The following is a 21020-nucleotide window of genomic DNA, read 5'->3' as shown; positions in this document are numbered from 1 at the left end:
CTATTTAAATGGTTTTAAATAAGGAGGCACATAATTAAGATTTAACTCGCTACGCTGGTATTAACCAGATCAGCTAATAAGAGTATTTCTCAACTTCTTTTATTTATATAAATAAAAGAGGTACCTCTGTTATTTGTTTTTATTATAACAACAAAATAATAAAAAACACACCATATTCTTGGTGTGTATGATTATTTTGCTGCGATAAGCCATGTTCTGTCAAAGGTTGGTTATTTATCTAATAAAGCTGTGCTTTATTCTTTTAAGTAATTCGGATTCTTACTTAGTAGTTCCCTTACCAAATTTAGGTTTCTCGCTTGAGGGGTTTACCAGCGTTTCATACTAATCTTTTCAGATTAGCTCGTCTCTGTGGCACTTTATGAATCTTTTGCATGTTAGTTAAACTAATTTAGCAAATTCTTCGCCGTCACACTAATCATTAATGTGCTAAATTTTATTTTTTATGTACTTACACAAACACTACAAGCATCACAGCTTGTGCGAGCATGGACTTTCCTCTATTTTATGTAAATAAAACAGCAACCAACTGCAGCATTAAAATTATATAAAAATAGATTAAAATCTATTATCAATCTTTTTGAAAGCGTTCGAATAATACTTGTAATTTTTGAATTACTTTACGTTTTTTATCAATTCTTGATTCGTTATTTTTAGAAATAAATCTTGATAGTGGTGGCAGAATTTTATTAATCTCAGCACCCTTAGTTTTTAGTTCGTTGATTTCTAAGCATTTTTCAAAGAACTTCTTGGTTTCATCTTCTCTAAGATTTTCTTCTTTAATTAATTGATCAAGTTGTTCTTCTTTTTTAATTTCAACAAAATCATCCCATTTGTAATAAATATCATCATCTTTTTCTAATCTGACATCTACAAATGCCCTGATTAATTCTTTCTTACTACGTAAGATTGGTGAAGCATTCACCCATCGCATAATTTGATCAAGGATTTCTTTTTTAGCACTATCATGAGCTGTTTGATATTTCTTAACAAGCATTAAGATATGATCGATGTCAAAAGTTTCGCTTTCAATAATATCAACTTCAAAAACAACATCATCATTAACATTTTCAGCTTCTTTGTTTTGACGTTTTTCTCTATGTTCTAGATACATTGAGTTGTAATCTTGGAAATCTACTGAACTAATGATTTGTTTTTGAGCATCAAATTCATCAAAACTTCTTAAGATATTTCTTGTTCTTAAAACTTGTCCAAATAATTTAATGAAGTCTTTTTGTTGGCTGTTTTCTACTAAAATTCTGTTAGTTAGCGGGAATGTTTTTATTAATTCATTGATCAGTTCTTTATAACCTTTTTTGAATTTACCATTATCATCATAATAGCCTTCATAGTATTCAGCAAAGCTTCTGATCAATAACTTACCACTAGCTTCTTTGTTAGCAAACAAAGCAATTGATTCATCAACTTTATTCTTGATGGCTCTAAAACAAACAATTAAACCAAAATTCTTAATCGAATTAAGAATTCGGTTAGTTCTTGAAAATGCTTGTAACAACCCGTGCATTTGCAAGTTCTTATCAACTCATAAAGTATTTAGAGTAGGAGCATCAAAACCTGTTAAGAACATATTAACAACAATCAAGATGTCGATCTCACGATTTTTAGTTCTTAATGATAAATCGCGATAATAGTTTTCAAAACCACCATTATCCAAACTAAAATTAGTTTGGAACATTTCATTATAATCTTTGATTGCGTTAGCTAAAAAATCTCTTTGGGAATTATTAAGTTTATTGTAATCATTTAAATTTTCATCTTCAATCACTTCTTGGTTAATTGTTTTATTTTCACCATAAGAATAGATTAAAGCAACTTTAAGTCGATCGTTAATTGGTAAATTAGCTTGTTGTTTTTTAAACTCAGCATAATAAAGACTAGCAGCTTCTACTGAAGCCGTGGCTAAGATTGAATTAAAACCATTAAGTTTTTTAGCTTTCTTAACAACCTTGTTAGTCCTAAGTGCTTCACTGATATTATCCACCACATTGTGTGTAAATCATTGGTTTTTATTTCGATATGTTTTCATATCAAAATTTTTAAGAATGTGATTGGTTATCTTTTCAATCCGTCTTGAATCGTTATAGATTGCTTCTTTATTAATCCCATATATCTTTTCATCTTGGATATTATCTTTTTCTTTAATTGTGCTGTAATATTCAACTTTGAAAGGTAATACTTTATTATCAGATACAGCATCAATGATGCTGTATACATGAAGTTGTTTACCAAATGCTTGTTCAGTAGTTTTTAATACAACTGAATTGTTGCTAGAAGCATTAACATTAAAGATCGGTGTTCCAGTAAATCCAAATAAAAAGTATTTTTTAAAGTTTTTAGTAACTGCTGTGTGCATCTCACCAAACTGGCTACGGTGACATTCATCAAAAATAAAAACAACTTTTTCATCATAAATTTTATGATGACTGTTATTTTTAATAAAAAGATTTAGCTTTTGAATTGTTGTGATGATAATCTTAGCATTATCATCACTTAATTGTTTTTTTAATACTTCAGTTGAATCATTTGAGTTGGCTGCTCCTTTTTCAAAAGCATCATACTCACGCATGGTTTGATAATCTAGATCTTTACGATCGACAACAAAAAGAACTTTTTTAATGTCTGGAAGTTCTGAAGCTAATTGGGCAGTTTTAAATGATGTTAATGTTTTACCACTCCCTGTGGTGTGTCAAATATATCCACCAGCACTAGTAGTTCCATATTTATGGGTTAAACTTGCAGCTCTGATTTGGTTAATAATTCGTTCTACTGCTGTAATTTGATATGGACGCATTACTAACAATTCTTTATTTTCAGTATAAATACAATACTTGGTTAGAATGTTTAATAAATTCTTTTTATCAAAAAATGTTTGGGTAAAATCAACTAAATCAGTAATCGGTTTATTATTAGCGTCTGCTCAATAGATGGTAAAATCAAAGCTTTTGTTTTTATTAGCTACATTGGCATTATTAGCTTGATTATTATGAGTAATTCTCGTTGATTTTGAATAATATTTAGTATATGTTCCGTTTGATATTACATATAACTGAATGAATTCAAACAACCCATACCCAGATCAAAAACTTTCATTTTCATAACGATTAATTTGATTAAAAGCTTCTCTTAACCCTTCTAGTGCTCCTCTTCTTTTTAGTTCAATATGAACTAACGGAAAACCGTTTACAAGGATCGTTACATCATAACGATTCTTGCGTTTTCCTTGATCAGTTTCATATTGATTAATAACTTGAAGTTTGTTCTTAAAAATATCATTTTTATCGATTAATTTGATGTTTTTGATACTATCATCTTTTTGTAATCTAATCGATTTAATGTATTCTTTTTGGATCAAATAAGCTTTATCTTTAGCATTACCTTTAGTGTTGGTTATTTCTTTATCAAAGAACTCTTTTCACTCTTGATCGGTGAACTGAAAATTATTTAATTTTTCAATTTGAATTCTTAAATTATTGACCAATTCTTCTTCGTTTTTGATATTGATATATTCATAACCTTCTTTTTTAAGGTTATCAATAAACTTCTTTTCTAAATCAGCTTCTGTTTCATATCGTGTATCTTGCCTTTCAATAGAAACATACTCAGATAATACCGTTCCCTTATTTTTGTGATCCATTTTTTAATCCTTTTATTTATCAAATGTTAACAGCTGATTTTGATAATACTCAAGTTGTAATTTTCTTAGCTCAATTTCTTTTTCAAGTTTTTGGGTATAATTAGTAAAAACATCTAAAATTTCAACAATTTCTTTTTGTTTTTCTATTGGTGGAAAGCTAATTTTAACATCAGCAACATCATCGGTTTTCATAGCTACATTAGCCCCTCCACGCATAAGTGTTGTCAATTTAACATCTTTAAATAGATATAAGTAATAATATAGATATTTAACATTCAAAACTTCTTCATCCTTAGGAATTAGAGCACATAAAATATTACCTAAATCAAACTTACCTTCTTGATAAAAAAGATAATTTATCTTAGCAACTCCACTGCCTACTGAAGAAACTAAAGGAACACAAACAGCTTTACAGTCAAATTGACATTTATTAGATGTAGCTCCTTCTTTTTTCATCGTAACAAAATGGTACTCACCAGATGGAGTTTTTTTTATAGGAGATTCGCCTTTTTTTACCGAACAAATATCCGAAATCTTATATTTTTTACCTTTGTTTTCTTTGGTAATTAGTTTGTATAAGTAGTAGTTAAACTGTCGTTTTCTAAGTTCTAATTCTTTTTCAGAAAGATTAAGTAAACGGTTTAAATTATCAAGATTTTTTATTATATTTTTTTGTTGTTCTAAATTAGGAATTTTAATCACAAACGATAGCACATCATTGTTAACTAAATTAGAAATAGCACCCTTTTTTACATTTTTTAATGCGTGATTTTTAAATTTATGTTTCAAATAATAATACACATATTTAACCAAAACATTTTTGGAAAAATTATTTAAAACAAAGACTTTTTGTTGAACATCAAACTTGCCATTATAATACTTGACACCCCCAACATCACAAGATCTATTTATTAATATAGCTTCGCAATCGTATGAATACGAATTTATTCTAAATTCTTCTTTTGATGTAGTAAAAAACTTATATTTACCGTTTTCATTTTTATTTTTGGTCAATAATGTTCCGAGTGAAAGATTGCATAGTTCTTCAATTGAATATTTAGATGTATTCTTATTATTCATTTTCACAAAAACCTTCTATAAATTCATCTATGCTCTTAATAAGAGGTTTTTTCTCTATTGAAATTTGTTTTATTTTATTATTAACTTCATTAATATCTATATCTAAGTTTGGAAGTTTTTTGTCAAGATATCTAGATACAGTTAAGTCAAACTTTTTCTCTTTTATTAATTCAAATGAAGCATTAAAAGTTTTTTCTTTAATTATTTTTCTATTCTTATATCAATCAACAATATTTTCTATATTCTTAGGACTTAGTTGGTTATTATCACCAACTTTAATAAATTCATCACTAGCATCTATGAAGAAAATTTTACGATCTTTCCTATTCTTTTTTAGGATCAAGATATTTGTTCCAATAGGTGTACCAAAAAATAAATCAACAGGCATTTGTATAATAGCATCAACAAAATTGTTATTAACTAAATATTCACGAATCTTTTTTTCAGCTCGATCTCTATAAAAAACGCCCGGGAAACAAACAATTGCTGCCGCACCATCATCTTCTAATAAGTATAACGAATGCATTATGAATGCTAAATCGCCATACGATTTAGGAGCTAAAACACCAGCTGGTGAAAATCTAGGATCATTTATTAAAAGAGGGTTATCTTTTCCTTTTCAAGGAATCGAATAAGGAGGATTAGAAACAATTACTTCAAACTTTTTGTTCCAATCATAAGGCTGGGTTAATGTATTTCCATAAGCAATTGAAAAGTTATCATATGCGACACCATGTAAAAACATATTCATCTTACAAAGGTTTTGGGTCGTGTGATTAATTTCTTGACCATAGAAACCGTCTATAACCTTATTCTTTCCTAAAACTTTATTAGCTCGCAATAATAAAGACCCAGATCCACAAGCTGGATCGTAAATTGACTTAATTTCTTCTTTATCAATCGTTGTTAATCTAATTAGAAGTTCAGAAACTTCTTGTGGTGTAAAGAATTCGCCGCCGCTTTTTCCAGCATTGGATGCATACATGGAAATCAAGAACTCATACGCATCACCAAAACCATCAACGTAATTATTATTTAGATAACTAAAATTCATGTTTCAGATTTTATCTATGATGTTTTTTATATTTTCATTTCTTTCAATAACGCTGCTGCCTATTTTATTTGAATCCAGTTTAATTTCATTGAAGATTTCTGTGAAATTATTTTCCCTGGTTAATGAAGAAGAGGATCTTTGAATGTTAAGGAAAACTTTAGTTAACTTTTCATTTAAGTTTTCTAAGTTATACCCCCCCCCCGCAGTTTCGTCGAATAACGACTTCTTGACATTTGAAAATAATTCTGAAGGATAAATGAAGAAACCTAACTCTTCAGCAATAGCCTTCTTAAATTCTCTACTTATAGCTTTATCTTTTAATGAAGCATAAGAGAATTTTTCATCTCCTGCTTCGTGTTCGTTTTTATTAATATAATGTTCAATATGTTCAGAAATAAAACGATAGAACATAAAAGCGAGAACATAATTTTTAAACTCACTGCCATCAACAGTTCCTCTTAACTCGTCAGCAATGTTTCATATTGTTTTGTGAATATTATCACGTTCTTTGTTAGCTGATAATAACGCTTTAGTTGTATCTTTTGGCATTAAATCTTCCTCTTCACAAGAAACTATTTTTTATAAATAGTACCAATTATTATTTTATTAAAAATAATAAATACTCTGGCTTATATCTATCACAATTCTAGAATTCACGAGTTTGTTTTTTAACAATAAAATATTAGTTTTTTTCGTTAAATGTTAATTCTTGTTTTTTTATTCATCAAATGTCAGCAGTTGGTTTTGATAGTATTCAAGTTCTAATTTTCTTAGTTCAATTTCTTTTTCAAGATTTTTGATGTAATTAGCAAAAGGGTCTAAAATTTCAACGATTTCTTTTTGTTTTTCGATTGAAGGCACTAACACTTCAAAATTACCAACATCACTATTGTTTAAATGAGCTATTATCCCTTTATAAATAAGTTTTACCGCATATTTATGAAACTTTTTGTCTAAGTAGTAATATAAATATTTGAGTAAAATATTGGTTTTCGGTTCTCCAGTTTTTTCATCTTTTTTCTCACTTAATATAATAACCCCTAATTGGCAGTCGAATTCTCCTTTATAATATTTGATTTGTCCTGTATTACCATTACCGGCTCCTGTTATCAATACAGCTTCGCAATCATAAGGACATGAATTAATTTTTAACTCTTCTTTCGCGCAAGTAAAAAATTTATATTTTCCGTTTTCATCCTTGTCTTTAGTTAACTTTTTTCCTCTTTTAATTGAACATAAATTTAAAATTTTATCTTTTTTACTAACGCTTAAACAATCATTCTTTTTAAATCTTTCTATAGCTTCTTTTACATCATTGATAAGTTGTTTCTTTTCTTTCTCATTTTGGATTATGTATTTATTTATTTGTTCAATGTTATTTTCTGAATTTTCGATTTTAGTTTCAATATATTTTGAAGTTGTTAAATCATATAACCCTTCTTTTACTAGTGAATTAGGAATATTTGTGCAAACAAATTTTATTTTTTTTCTTTCTGTGTATAAATCAACTATATTTTTTATATTCTCAAAACTTAATTTATTTTTTTTACCAACTTTTATAAATTGATTTGATGCGTTAAGGAAAAATATATCATTATGTTTTTTATTCTTATTTAGAACCATTATATTGGTCGGAGTGCTTGTACCAAAAAATAAGTTTTCTGGTAATTGAATAATCGCATCAATAAAGTTATTATCAACCAAATATTTTCTTATTTGTTCTTCAGAGCCTTTTCTATAAAAAATACCTGGAAAACAAACGATCGCAGCAACACCATCATCACTTAATGATGATAAAGAATGCATTATAAATGCCATATCAGCGTTGTTTTTTGGAGCTAGAACCCCTGCTGGAGCAAATCGCTCATCGTTAATTAAAATTGGATTACTATCACCTTCTCATTTAACTGAATAAGGAGGGTTTGAAACAATTACTTCAAACTTTTTATTTCAATTATAAGGTTGGGTTAATGTATTTCCATAAGCAATTGAAAAACTATCATAAGCCACACCATGCAAGAACATATTCATCTTACAAAGGTTTTGAGTTGTATGATTGATTTCTTGACCATAGAAACCATCTCTAACTTTATTTTTACCCAGAACTTTATTTGCTTGTAATAACAAAGAACCTGATCCACAAGCAGGATCATAAATTGATTTAATTTTTTTCTTATCAACCGTTGCTAATCTTACAAGAAGTTCAGAAACTTCTTGCGGTGTGAAAAACTCACCACCACTCTTTCCAGCAGTAGAAGCATACATTGAAATTAAGAATTCATAAGCGTCACCAAAACCATCAACACTATTATTATTTAGATAGCTAAAATCCATACTTGAGATTTTATCTATAATGGTTTTGATACGCTTATTTCTTTCAAGGACGTTATTACCTAATTTATTTGAGTCTAGTTCAATTTCACCGAAGATTTCGGTGAAATTGTTTTCTTGAGTTAATGAAGAAGAAGATTTTTGAATACTGCGGAAAACTTTAGTTAACTTTTCATTTAAGTTATCTAAATTATAACCCCCCCCCCCCGCAGCTTCGTTAAATAACGACTTCTTAACGTTTGAGAATAATTGTGAAGGTAAAATGAAGAACCCTAATTCTTCGCTGATTGATTTTTTAAATTCGCTATCAATACCACTATCTTTTAATAAAGCGTAAGAAAAATCAACATCACCTATTTCATGTTCATTTTTATCAATATAATTCTCAATATGTTCAGAAATAAAACGATAGAACATGAAAGCTAAGACGTAGTTTTTAAACTCACTACCATCAACAGCTCCTCTTAGTTCATCTGCAATATTTCATATTGTTTTATGGATACTATCACGCTCTTTATTAGCTGATAGTAACGCTTTATTTGCTTCTTTTGTCATTAAATCTTCCTTCTTATCATTAACAAAACGCTATTAAATAGCGTTCTTAATTATTATTATAGATATAGCTATAATACTAATTACTATTTTATAAAAAAGAATAAATAAACTAATAGAACTTGATTTTGGCTGATGCTAATCATTTATTAAACTTACATAAAAAAAATATTAAGCACATCTTTTAAACAGTGCTTAATATTTTGTATTTTAAAAGTAAAATTCTTCTAGCAAATTAATAGTCTTTTAATTCTTCCATTAACTTTAAATAGTTTTGATATTCTGGTTCATTTTTAAGAGCTCTGAATATTCTTTCGATAAATTCTTTGCTTAAAAATTCATCTTTTTGGTATTTAAGTTTTCTATCGTTGCGGTCCATAGTTTTAATCCTTTTATTTTTAAAAATTGATCTTTCTTATTTTTTAAAGAAAACAGCTTTTTATCAACACGTTTTATTTATAACAAAACATCTGAAATGAATAATTCTATTTCAGATGTTCTGGTTTAAATTAATAGTCTTTTAATTCTTCCATTAACTTTAAATAGTTTTGATATTCTGGTTCATTTTTAAGAGCTCTGAATATTCTTTCGATATATTCTTTACTTAAAAATTCTTCCTTACAATATTTAATTTTTCTGTCATTTCTGTCCATATTTTTAACCCTTTCTGATTATCTTTTTTTGATAGATATCTCTTAAATAATTTGAGATTATAGAAAATTCTACCATTTCAATAATGTTTTTTCAATTGAATTAATTTAAAAAATTAATTTATAAATTTTCGTAATCTGAATAAATCAACATAAGTTTAAATGTCTTGTTTTTAGCAAAGCTAATCATTAGTTTTTTTAACATCTTTTTCATTTAAATCATCAGCTTCTAGTTGCAAAGGAATAAAACTATTAGCTAAAATAAATGCTTTAAACTTTCTTAACATACTTTCACGATCTCTTGTTTGTTGATATTCTTCAATAAATTTATTAAGGGTTTTAGTAAAGGCAAAAACAGTTTGATCATCAGTTTTTTTGTATTGTAAATAGATCCCTGAAAAATATAAGAATTCTGATAAGAATGTTATCGCCATTCTTTTATTACCATTCTTTAAAATATGTTCATTTAGTAAAGAAACAAAAATTTCATTTACTAAATCAATCATATTCAACGTTCCTGGTGGATTATCAAACTCTGGCGTTAGAATAGCTGATTGCATATCAAAATAATTGAGCGATCTTTTAATGCGCTCAATTATTTTATTCTTACCAACATCTAATAATTGGTTATCAACTTTATGGTTTTTAATTATACTTTGGGCATTGTTAATTATTTGCTCAATAATTAACATCAACTTATCATAATCTTTGTAGATAACAATTGGTTTAAATTCAACTAAGAATTGATCAAATGTATTTGTATTAAATTGATAATAAATTCGTTGATTAGTTATCTCTTTAAATGTTAATGATTCATTCTTAAACATTCTAACAAATTGGTGTTTGGCTTTATTTAGTTTTTGTCTTAATTCTTCTTGACTTAAATTCTCATTTAATAAGTATCATACGTATAACTTTTTAAGTACTAGTTGTTTCATAAATAATATGTCATTTAATCGTAGTTTTTTTAAATATATAAACTAAAAACAAATATATTTTTATCAATAAGATATCCATCATTTTTATCAACAACTTCTTTATAAAATTATTTAGTTTAGCTTCAAGCTAAATCTTATTTATTTAACTAACAATAAGATTAATATTTATCAATCTTATTCTAGATCTAAATCAACATTTAACATTTGATCTAAATAATATTCTAGCTGTTGTTTTCTTAGTTGCATTTCTTTTTTTAAACCATCAAGATAATCACTAAAATCATCTAAAATACCAACAATCTTTTTTTGCTTAGTTAAACTTGGCACAACAACGCTAAATGATTTAATTTCATTATTAGTAAGATAAGGTGATTTTCTTTTTTTAATAATACTTAATACATATTTTTTGAAATGCAGTTTCAAAAAATAAAATAAGTATTTAGTTAAAACCTGATCATGATTAACTTTTAGTGCTCTTAGATCAGCGCTGATATTAAACTTACCATCATAATACTTAATATCCCCAGCATACTGGTTGGTATTAATGATTAAATACTCACCATCATACATATAAGAGTTGATGTAATGTTCTTTTTTAGAATCAATAAAGAATTTATATTTACCATTACTATCTTTTTGTTTGGCTAGCATCTTTCCTTGAAAAATGTCACATATTTCACCTAATAAATACTTATTAGTTATTTCATTAGTTAATTGATAAGATTGTTTTTGCTTATTGTTCATCATCAAACTCCTTAATGAACTTATCAATATTATTTTTTAGTTCTTTTCTTTTAGATATGATCTGATTAATATCAGCATTAAGTTGTTTATGATCAATCTTCATGTTAATGAATGTTTGTTTAATGTATTTTGAGATTGATAGATCATATTGTGAGTGTTTGATCATTGATGAATCAATGATCTGGCAAACATTCTTAATTGGTTTTTTGTTGATATACCAATTAAGAATGTTGTTGATATTTTCATCAGATAGTTTTATTCTTTTGGTTGATTTATCAAATTGATCATTAGCATCAATGAAGATGATCTTGTTGTCTTGTTTGTTCTTTTTTAAGATAAGAATATTTGTTTTAGTTTCAGCACTAAATAAGTTGTCAGGTAGTTGAATAATAGCATCAACATAGTTATGATCAATTAAGTATTGTCTGATTTTTTGTTGGGCGATTTCTTTTTTAGGATATAAGATGCTTGATGAACAAGCAACAACTGCCACACCATTATCATCTAATGATGATAATATGTGCATGATAAACGCCATATCAGCACGGTTTTTGGGAGCCAATGTTCCAGCAACACTAAAGCGATGATCATTAATTAAAAGTGGATTGCTGTTCCCAATCCATTTAGTTGGATATGTCAAATTACAAACAATGATTTCGAACTTCTTATTTCAATCATAAGGATTAATTAATGTATCATCGCACGCAATAAAGAAATTAGTATAAGCAATATTATGAATAAACATATTCATTTTGCAAAGGTTTTGAGTTTTATAATTGATCTCTTGACCATAAAAACCATCAATCACTTTATTATTACCTAAAACTTTATTAGCTTGTAATAACAAACTCCCAGACCCACAAGCAGGATCATAGATTGTTTTAATCTTATCTTTATTAATAGTTGCTAGTTTAACTAAAAGTTCTGATACTTCAACTGGTGTAAAATATTTAGCACTATTTTTATTATTAAATGAACCATACTTATGAATTAAGAATTCATAAGCATCAGCAAAACCATTAATATTGTTAATCGTATAGTTAAAATTAATTGTAGCAATCTGATCAATAATCTCTTTAATCCGTTTGTTTCTTTGAAGTGTATTGTTGCCTAATTCTTTGGCATTTAGTTCAATTTGACTGATGATTTCTGTAAAATTATTTTCATCACTTAAAGCTAAAGATGTTGATTTATTGATGCTTCTAAAATTATCATCTAGCTTTTGATTTAAATTATCAAGATTATAAGCGCTGTTTTTGTTTTTATTATTTAATGCTTGATAAACATTAATAAATAGTTGTGAAGGATAGATGAAAAAACCAATTTCTTCAATGATGGTTTTGCGTATTTTATCAGTTATATTTTCATCTTTTAGTTTGGCATAATTAAATTGACGATTTCCAGCTTCACGTTCGTTATCATCAATATATTTCTGAAAGTATTCAGAAATAAAACGATAAAATAAAAAACCTAAAATGTAGTTTTTAAAATCAATTTCATCAATTGATCCACGCAGTTTTTCAACAGCATTTCAGATTTGTTTGTGAATTGTATCAATATCATTATTAGTTGATATTTTATTGTTTTTAGTAGCCATTAAGTTGTTATTTTTAATATCTATTAACTAGATAAATTTAATCAAATATTATTCTATAAAAAATAATAAGTAATAAAAAATCAACCAAATAGCTGGTTGATTTTTGATATTATTTTTGAAGTAATGGCAGGGGTGACAGGAGTCGAACCCGCATCGAAGGTTTTGGAGACCTTAGTTCTGCCGTTGAACTACACCCCTAAGCCCTTTCATTGTTTTCATTTACTTCTTAAATATTTAAGGTTAAATTGAATATTTAATAATTAGTTGCGATTAGCTTTTTTAACTGGGCTTTTGTTTTTAATTTTAGCTTTGATTGTGATTACTTTTTTAGGAGCTGATAGATCAGATTTTGACGATTTGATTTCTTGGGTTTCATCTGGCTCGTTGAATAGTTGATCAAAGCTTAGTGTTGGTTGTTCTTCATCCATTGAACTTACTAGATCTAGTAAGTCATTTTGTTTTGACATATCTTCATCTTCATCAGATTTTTTGGTTAATTTAATCTTGTAAGATGTTGGTTTGTTTTTCTTAACAACAACAGGTGCTGATGTTTTAGTTTTAGCAGAAGCGCTGTCTTTATTTTGTTTTTTAGTTTCACCAATAACAATCGGTTTTTTAATTGGTGTGGCAACTTGTGCTGGTTCTTCTGGTTCAAATAAAGTTAGTTGTCTGGTTGATGATGTCAGCATTAATGGTTGATCATCAATTACTTCTGTGCGTTTGATTAACTCACGTAACTTACGGTTTTCTTTACGTAGTTTTCTTCGTTCTTCTCTTAGACGGGTAATTACTGATTTAACTTCATTAATTAATGAAGCAGAAAAAGCGCCCGTATCTTCAATATAATTAACTAATTGTCGTGAATTTTTGAAATTTGGTTGTGGTTGAATTAGCGCAATTTGGTTCTTTTTCTGATCTAAGAATAACTTCTCACGATTAAGTTTTTCAATCTGTTCATCAAGACTTTCTTTTTGGTTTTCTAATTCTCTTAAACCATCTTCATAACCATTAACATCAATCAATAGATCACTAATTGATTCTTGGTATCATAAGTTCAAGTCTTTGATGTCAGCTTCTTCATTGTTTTGTAAAACGATATGCGGGATTACACCAATGATAATTCCAGCCAACGGAATCCAACCAAGTAAGAAATAAAACGTGTAGGCTTTTCTAAATAATAAATAATAGTCCCACGATTTTTCAGACAACGAAATCTTAATGCGTTTGTTAAACATCTTAACAATCGCATACAGTAAATATCCCGCAATCAGGGTGATGATTAAAAAGGTTAACCCTAAGAACTGACTAACGCCCAGATAGTTAGTTTGTGCTTCTCAAAAACTAAAGTCGTTTAGTCCTAAGAACACCATGAACAAAATGAATGAAACTAAATAAGCAACATTGATCCAGATTGCTATAAAGTTGTAGGTTTTTGTTCTAACTAATAACTTGTCAAAATAACGATTCTTCGAACGGTTGGCATCAAGTGCTTTTAGGTCCTTTTTATCGTAATTAACATTCTTTTTGACTTTATTAACTTTGGGACGTTCACTAAAATATTCATCATCATCTAAGCTGTCATCAGCATTAAAGAAGATGTCTGACATATCAGTGCTGTCGTTAAAAATATCAGTCGAATATTGTTTCATTGAAATAATTCTAAGATAAGCAACTAACTAATTCAAAATTCACTAATTTATATTTATATATGAATATATAAAATATAACCATTATATTATAACTTATTTAAAATAACGGTATTAAACTTCACCAAATCCAAAGATCTCAATACTAAATACAAAATGGGTAATTCAAATATCAACAGCAAACTTCGGATTGTTTGGATTAGTTCGATCTAAGATTGGGTAAGGTAATAAAACTTTATACTTAAACCACGTAATAAAGGTTTCATAACTCACGTTGATTGGAACGTTTCTAGAAATCAAACCAACTGAGATCGTAACATCTAATGAAATCTTATTTGGTTCTAAGATTGTGCTTAATGATTCATTATCACGCACAATCCATTTTTTATCAACACCATTAACTTGCACTAGTGAATCTAATAAACTCAATCCCCCAGCATCAATCGAAGTAACTAAACTTTGAGGATCACGGTGAATTCCTTTTCTTAGTGATCTACGGTTTTGAATATTTAATACCCGTTCTCTGATTTGGCGTTTTTGATCATCCGTAGCACGATCAAAGTTGTTGATTACTGATAGGTTGGCATCGTATGAAAATAAGGCAATATTTTCATATGGATTAGCTTCATTTAAGATTAAATTTTTCTTATAACCATCACTACCTGGTAAAACAATTCTGGTTCGTTCTGAATAAATACGGTTTAGTGATAAACGTAATGATTTACGCACCACATCTGCGATTGTTTCATAAACTTTTTTAGATAAATCACCAAATGGAATTGAAGGTTTTTCGTAATTATATTTTTCAAAATGTAAGGTGATGTTTTTGTAGATGTCTCTGAAATCACGATCTAGTTTAACATCATAGATTTGATAAGCAATTTGGGACTCGTTCGTATTTGAAGGTAATACTCTAAAGTATGGTAGGATGTCTAAATTCTTACCGTGGTATTTGAAATACCCTGTCCCTTTGAAGGTAATAATTGGACGGTTTAAGTCGATGTTATTTGAACCTAAGAAGATTTCATTGGCAATATCACGGATTGTTCTTCCGTTTTGAGTTAACCCTTTCATTACTTGGTTTTTTCAAATATCATCAAACTTTTCAAACAAGAACGCCTTACCACCATTACCACTTCATTTACCAGTAATAAATGCCCCAAGATTTAATTGGGTGGCGTATCCTTCTCTAACAGCTTGGTTGTATGCACTTTCTTTTAGTTGTTCATAACGTTCATTATCAATCAACAACTTAACAAACTCATCCAAACGAATGTCAGGTAAGAAGTCAAATAATGAAGAAACAAACCCATAAGGAATGTCGTATGAGTTGATGTCAAATTTAAAACCAACATCAAGATTTTTAATCTTCAAACTATCTTTGGTTTCAATCAGTTCAATATTATTAAAGTTTTCTGGTTTATATAAACTGAATTTTAGTTTGTTAATATTAGCAGGCTCTAAGATCTTGCGTGCTCAACTAAATAAGTTTAAGATCTTAGCTTTAAACTTATCACGTGATAATAATTCAGGGTTTTTAAAGACTACTAAATCTAATGCGGTTTGAATAAATGAGTCAAAGTTTTTAACATTAAACCCAAATGCAGAGATCAATTCAGTTAAGAATTGGAAGTTATTGGTTGAAAATACTTCAATCAGATCATCTAAATAATTTGATGTGCTGGTTAATAGGTTGACTAGTGTTTGTTTGTTTTTAACAAATAAGAAATTAAAGAAACTTGAATAACTTAATGATTGATCAACTTTGTTGAAAATATCATCACCATTCTCACTACCTGATGTGGTTACATTGATTAATAAATCAAAAATTTCATTAAATAATACTGGTGATTTAAACACCCGATCAATTAGATAAATGTCTTGTCTAGGGATCGGAATTAACGTGCCATTATCATCTAAATAACCCAATAGTTTTTCAATAATATTGAAATATTTTAATCTAGTTGGATATAGTTGGATCACCCGTCGTAATAACGGCATGGTTTCATAAACTTTTTGATAAAAGTCACGGGCAGAATGGATGTCTTTGGTTAAACTTTGGAAGATTGAATCATAACCACTGATGTCAATAAAGTATGTGCTAAGAATTAATTTAAACGCATCAAGGTTGTCATATAAAACTTCATAAACCGTCTTGGCATTCGGAATTCTTGAGTTTGATCTTAATGCGTCAATGATTAATTTTTGCACAGCATTTCTTTGATCTGAATAACCAATGTTTAATGATGAGAAATTAAAACTGAAAAATCTAGCAAATGCTTCGGCTTTATCTGTAAATAATTCATACAGATACTTATCATTATTTTCATTTTCAATAATTCAATCTAAAACATCATGTAATAGATTAAAGATTTCTAGTCTTCCATAATAAAGATCTAAGAAAGTGTTCTTTAAGTTATTTGAAATTTGTTTGGTTGTTAAATCACGATTTAACAACTTACCCTTACCAACTAATTGATCGGCTGCTTCATATGGGTTTTTTCCAGGAGTGGTTTGTAAGACCTTAATATTTGTTGTGGGAACTGTGTTGTTAAAAATGAAGTTGGTAAATTTCAACTTGCGATTATTGATGCTTAATCCTAGGTTTGAAACATTTCAGTTTAAGTAGTAATCATAATAAACACTCTTGGTAACGATTACATTTAGATAACTAAAACCAGGAATTAAATTAATCGGATCATATGAACCAATATAATTTCTTTGTTGTAATGGATTGACATCATTAGCTGAACTTAAGGTATTGAATTTGATGTCAACTTCACCATTAGGATCAACTTTTTGTTCGTATTTACTATTGAAATACCACATCACAAAAGTTTGGGTTTGTGATGTGTCGTTTTTAAATTTTAATGACCCAGTAATATTAACGTGTAATGGGTTTTTATCATTTGATTGTTTGATCTCAACTTTGTTTTCACCAACAGGTTTGAAATAAGCTTTGTTGTAGTTATAAATCGTTCTGGCAAAGTTGGAAATATCAGAGTATAACGCTCCGTAATTGAACTTAATTTGATCAACTAAGATATCTAACAACCGCCCATGAATTTGGTATGACTCAACCGACACACCTTCTGGTCGGAATGGTAAATCAATTAGTTTAGCACCATCAACTTCAGATGAGCTTTTCTTGGGAACATAACCATTATAGATTGCTGGTAATTTTTCATCAATCTCAAAACCTTTACCAGGATCAATTGGTGTTTCATTTTTTTTACGTTTATCTTCAGGATCTTTCTTTTTATTATCCTTATTAATCTGACTAACAAGAGCAAATGACAATAACGGACCAGCAATCCCGAATGTAATTAAAGTAATTCCAACTGTTAAAAACCGTGCTTTACGTTTTAATAACAATGGATTTTTCTTTAATGCCGCTTTGTATTTTTTATCTTGTTCTTTTTTAATTAACGCTTTTGATTTTGGGGTTTGCGCTTGAGTAATTGGTGCTGGTTTTTTTTGTGGTTTATTCTTATCAAAATGATCTAAAATTGCAATTTCATCATCTAAAAAAGCTTCTAGACTATTTCCAGAAACTTGATTATCTAGATTGTTTGGTTTTGGATCATTATTTCTTTTTTTAAAAATACTCATTGCGGCTAATTAAAAATTTGATAACTGAATAACTAAACTAATTAGACTAAATTCAAAATAGGTTTAATATCTAATTTTAATTTGTTTAATCAAATTACGCAATTAATAAGAACTAATTAATCTTGATTTTAAGCTGCAAAATTAAAATCCACACCTTGATAAGTCTTAGATACTTTATTACTAAATGTTGGGTTGTTAGCATCTGAAACATCATACGCATTGTATGGCAGGATTAGATCATACGCTAGTGCTTTGCCTTCAATTGATAATTTTGCATTGACTTGTTCAGTTCTTCAAAATCATGCAACTTGAACACTAATACTAAACTGGATATTACCATTTAATTTACCAGTGCTAAATGGTCGAGTTAATTGGGTTAGATATCTTTGATCAACACCTTCAACACTAATGTAGTTAGCAAACTTACCTTTTGTTAGATCACTAATTTTAATATTATTTAAATCAGTTGTATTTCAATCTTTGATTGCTTCTTCACTAGTAATCTTGAATTGTTTTTGCTTGGTTAGATCTTTAATTGTTAAACCAGGCATATAAGCATTTTTAACAATTCTATTGATTGGTTTTTTATTATCAAGATAAATTGGATTGCTAAATGATAATGCTAAATTATCAACTAATTTAATTGATTGTTTATCAAATGTTGGTGATAAATCTTTATAAAATTGTCTTGTTAAATTAAAGATTTGTTTTGATAAATCCATGTAAGTAATCACAGGATTGTTATTGGTATATTCAAGATTTAATAGTTTTGAATTCTTTTGTAAATTACCAATATTAATTTCTTTTTGGATTCCTAAAATTTGATAATCCAATTTCATCTTATTATCTTTTTGGGTGTAATAAGGTAGAACTTGTAAATTATCACCTGTTAGTGAAACATCAATATTACCTTTTAGTTGAAAGAATGCTTCATCTGGATTTGGATTTAAATTACCAAAAATTAATTCTTTAACAAAGTTCTTTAAGTTAGCTTCTGCTAGTTTGTTTTTTAAAGTAACAATGTTTTGTTTAATTTGTGGTTTGATTGTTGCTTCAAGATTAAATAGGTTTAAAAAGGTTTGTGAGTTTCTAGCAGTTTCTCATGCTTGATTGGTTGTGTCATCGATCGCTTGATCAGTGAAGAATTTATCTAAAATTTTTGATAATCTTTCTTCTTCGGGGATTAAATCGATTAGTTTTAATACCGTTGAATTTTTTAATACTAAATTATCCAACTTAACTGAATAACCATAATCAATATGTTTGATCTTTAATTCATCATTAGTGCTAATGATTTCAATTGGATTGTTGTTTTTATCTAATGGTGTGAAAGATATTTTTGCTAAATTTTCTGGACTGATTAGTTGAATTAAATCAGATAGGATAGCAACAATATTATCCAACCCTGCTTTGTCTTTTAATTTTTTATTGTCCTTAATGAAATTATCAAAGACAAACTTGATCATTGGTTCATCTAGATTGATGTTGATATTAAACATCTTTAATAATGAGATGATCGTTTCAAAGTTGTTAGCAAAAAATGGTAATAACAAATCATCCAACGACGTTTTGGTATTATTGATTAATAAATCATAAAACGTTTGTTTGTGTTGGATAACTAATTGTTTGAAAGTTGGATCTAAATAAGGAATAACCTTATCAAAAGCTAAATCTAAAATTGGTTTAAAGACAGCGCTATCTTTAATCACACTATCAATAAAGTATGGGGTTTTGCTATTTAATACTTTTAATAATAAATCTAAGTATGGATAGAATGGTGATTCTGGTTTAACTAAGTTTTTGATTGTCGGGATAAACTGAATAACCTTATCTTGTAATTCTAATGCCGCTTTATTAGGATTAGTTTCTTTGATCGTATTAAAGAAATCATCAATAATTGATTGATAAGCAGATAGATCAACTAATTTAGTTTTTTTCAAGAAGTTAAGAATAACATCTTTTTGTTGTCAAATAATCTTGTAGATTGATTTGGCATTTTTCTTAGCTGATCATGAAGTTAAGATGTCATAAATTGTGGTTTCAAGTTTTTTAACTTCAGATGTTTTTAGTGCTTTTTCAAGACCAAAGATGATTACTTCACTAATGGTTTTGGCATTATCATATAAGAAGTTAGCAATATCAAAAGTTTCACTTCGATGGTTAATCATCCAATTACTAATTGAATAAATATAACCAGCATATTGCTTGGCTAAATTGAACTTATCTTCAAAATTATGTCTTAATGAATCTTTTAAGTTTGATTCATTTAGGTTGTTATTTAATAGTTTATTTTCACCAACAAAGTTCTTAATGGCATCATATTCAGAATAACCATCTTTAACATCACTAATCTTAGTATTTAGTGCTGATTTTTCTTTATTAAAAACGAAGTTGTTAGTAATAAAATCTCTTCTTCATAGTCCATCTTTTGATTCTAGATGAACATAAATTCTATCCATTGATCAGTTTAAATTATTGTTTTGATCAATGAATGGTGTTGCTTCTTTTAAGAATGATAAATTGCGATCAGTGTATAAATTAAGTTTTAAAGTTGTTTCACCTGAAACATCAAATTTATGATTTTCAATTAATAATGTTTTGGTGTTTTTTGAATTATTCTTAATTTCATAATTAGCATTAATTCCAACTGATAAACTCACATCAGAATCAGAAGTGGCAATTTGCACATCAGTTTTATTAATACTAAAGTTTGATTCGTTTTGTTGGAATAGTTGAACGATGTAACTATTCACATCAGCACTAATTACCTTATTTTTTGAATCCTTAACGATCTTAGCTAATCTTTGGTTAAGTTCGTTTTTAATCGTATTAGATGCTAAATAAATTGATTTTGATTTTAATGAAGGTTGGTTGATTAGTTCAAAACCTGATATATTAGAAGACTTAGCATGATATTTTGCTTCTTCATTAATCTTTTCATCAAGAGCGCCTTTGGTTTGATCACCAATCGTTGTTAGACTTAGATCATATCTAGTTTGATCGCCGTTTTGATTATGAGGTTTTTGCGTTTTTATTAAGCTAACTGCACTAATTGCACTGACTGTACTAACTAATCCAGCTGCTAATCCAAAAGCTAAAACAATCTTCTTTTTCTTATTCATTAAAACTTTTTGCTTTTAATA

Annotated in this window: 12 protein-coding genes, 1 tRNA gene, 1 other RNA gene and 1 riboswitch; all 14 genes read right to left on the bottom strand. The window is 28.0% G+C overall.

The genetic code is table 4. From position 1 onward, the window contains the following. Positions 1 to 29: 29 nt before the first annotated feature. A riboswitch (TPP riboswitch) is annotated at positions 30 to 138 on the bottom strand. 62 nt (positions 139 to 200) lie between these two features. Next, positions 201 to 555, bottom strand: an RNA gene (gene rnpB / locus JJE79_RS01055) — RNase P RNA component class B. A gap of 31 nt (positions 556 to 586) precedes the next feature. Next, positions 587 to 3673, bottom strand: a complete 3087-nt coding sequence (locus tag JJE79_RS01050) for a type I restriction endonuclease subunit R (RefSeq protein ID WP_222926642.1) — start codon at positions 3671 to 3673, stop codon at positions 587 to 589. A gap of 12 nt (positions 3674 to 3685) precedes the next feature. Then, positions 3686 to 4753 carry a restriction endonuclease subunit S gene (locus JJE79_RS01045; RefSeq protein ID WP_222926641.1) on the bottom strand — a complete coding sequence of 356 codons (1068 nt, stop codon included), beginning with the start codon at positions 4751 to 4753 and terminating at the stop codon, positions 3686 to 3688. Next, positions 4746 to 6356 carry a type I restriction-modification system subunit M gene (locus JJE79_RS01040; RefSeq protein WP_222926640.1) on the bottom strand — a complete coding sequence of 537 codons (1611 nt, stop codon included), beginning with the start codon at positions 6354 to 6356 and terminating at the stop codon, positions 4746 to 4748. Before JJE79_RS01040 ends, JJE79_RS01045 begins: the two co-directional genes overlap by 8 nt. 168 nt (positions 6357 to 6524) lie before the next feature. Continuing rightward, positions 6525 to 8693 carry a type I restriction-modification system subunit M gene (locus JJE79_RS01035; protein WP_222926639.1) on the bottom strand — a complete coding sequence of 723 codons (2169 nt, stop codon included), beginning with the start codon at positions 8691 to 8693 and terminating at the stop codon, positions 6525 to 6527. 232 nt (positions 8694 to 8925) lie between these two features. Beyond that, a complete protein-coding gene (locus JJE79_RS01030; RefSeq protein ID WP_222926638.1) occupies positions 8926 to 9069 on the bottom strand; it encodes a hypothetical protein in 144 nt (47 codons plus the stop codon). 130 nt (positions 9070 to 9199) lie between these two features. Then, entirely contained in the window at positions 9200 to 9343 is a 144-nt protein-coding gene (locus JJE79_RS01025; RefSeq protein ID WP_222926637.1) for a hypothetical protein, read from the bottom strand. Between the two features lie 179 nt (positions 9344 to 9522). Further along, entirely contained in the window at positions 9523 to 10278 is a 756-nt protein-coding gene (locus tag JJE79_RS01020) for a hypothetical protein (RefSeq protein WP_222926636.1), read from the bottom strand. 174 nt (positions 10279 to 10452) lie between these two features. After that, the gene (locus JJE79_RS01015; protein ID WP_222926635.1) at positions 10453 to 11022 is read right to left on the bottom strand and encodes a restriction endonuclease subunit S; all 570 of its coding nucleotides are present in this window, start codon (positions 11020 to 11022) and stop codon (positions 10453 to 10455) included. Further along, positions 11012 to 12619 (bottom strand): type I restriction-modification system subunit M, encoded by a 1608-nt coding sequence (locus JJE79_RS01010; RefSeq protein WP_222926634.1) that lies wholly within the window; start codon positions 12617 to 12619, stop codon positions 11012 to 11014. Before JJE79_RS01010 ends, JJE79_RS01015 begins: the two co-directional genes overlap by 11 nt. 124 nt (positions 12620 to 12743) lie before the next feature. Beyond that, a tRNA-Trp gene (locus tag JJE79_RS01005) sits at positions 12744 to 12817 on the bottom strand. 62 nt (positions 12818 to 12879) lie between these two features. Beyond that, complete coding sequence (locus JJE79_RS01000) at positions 12880 to 14268, bottom strand: Yip1 family protein (protein ID WP_222926633.1); 1389 nt, start codon at positions 14266 to 14268, stop codon at positions 12880 to 12882. A gap of 111 nt (positions 14269 to 14379) precedes the next feature. Then, positions 14380 to 17877 carry a P116 family lipid acquisition surface protein gene (locus tag JJE79_RS00995; RefSeq protein WP_222926632.1) on the bottom strand — a complete coding sequence of 1166 codons (3498 nt, stop codon included), beginning with the start codon at positions 17875 to 17877 and terminating at the stop codon, positions 14380 to 14382. Between the two features lie 128 nt (positions 17878 to 18005). Next, positions 18006 to 20999 carry a P116 family lipid acquisition surface protein gene (locus JJE79_RS00990; protein WP_222926631.1) on the bottom strand — a complete coding sequence of 998 codons (2994 nt, stop codon included), beginning with the start codon at positions 20997 to 20999 and terminating at the stop codon, positions 18006 to 18008. Between the last annotated feature and the right edge of the window lie 21 nt (positions 21000 to 21020).

Source organism: Mycoplasma sp. E35C (genome assembly GCF_019873825.1).
Lineage (GTDB): Bacteria > Bacillota_I > Bacilli_A > Mycoplasmatales > Mycoplasmoidaceae > Mycoplasmoides.
Note: the sequence above shows the minus strand (reverse complement) of the source record. Positions and strands in the feature narration are given on the sequence as shown.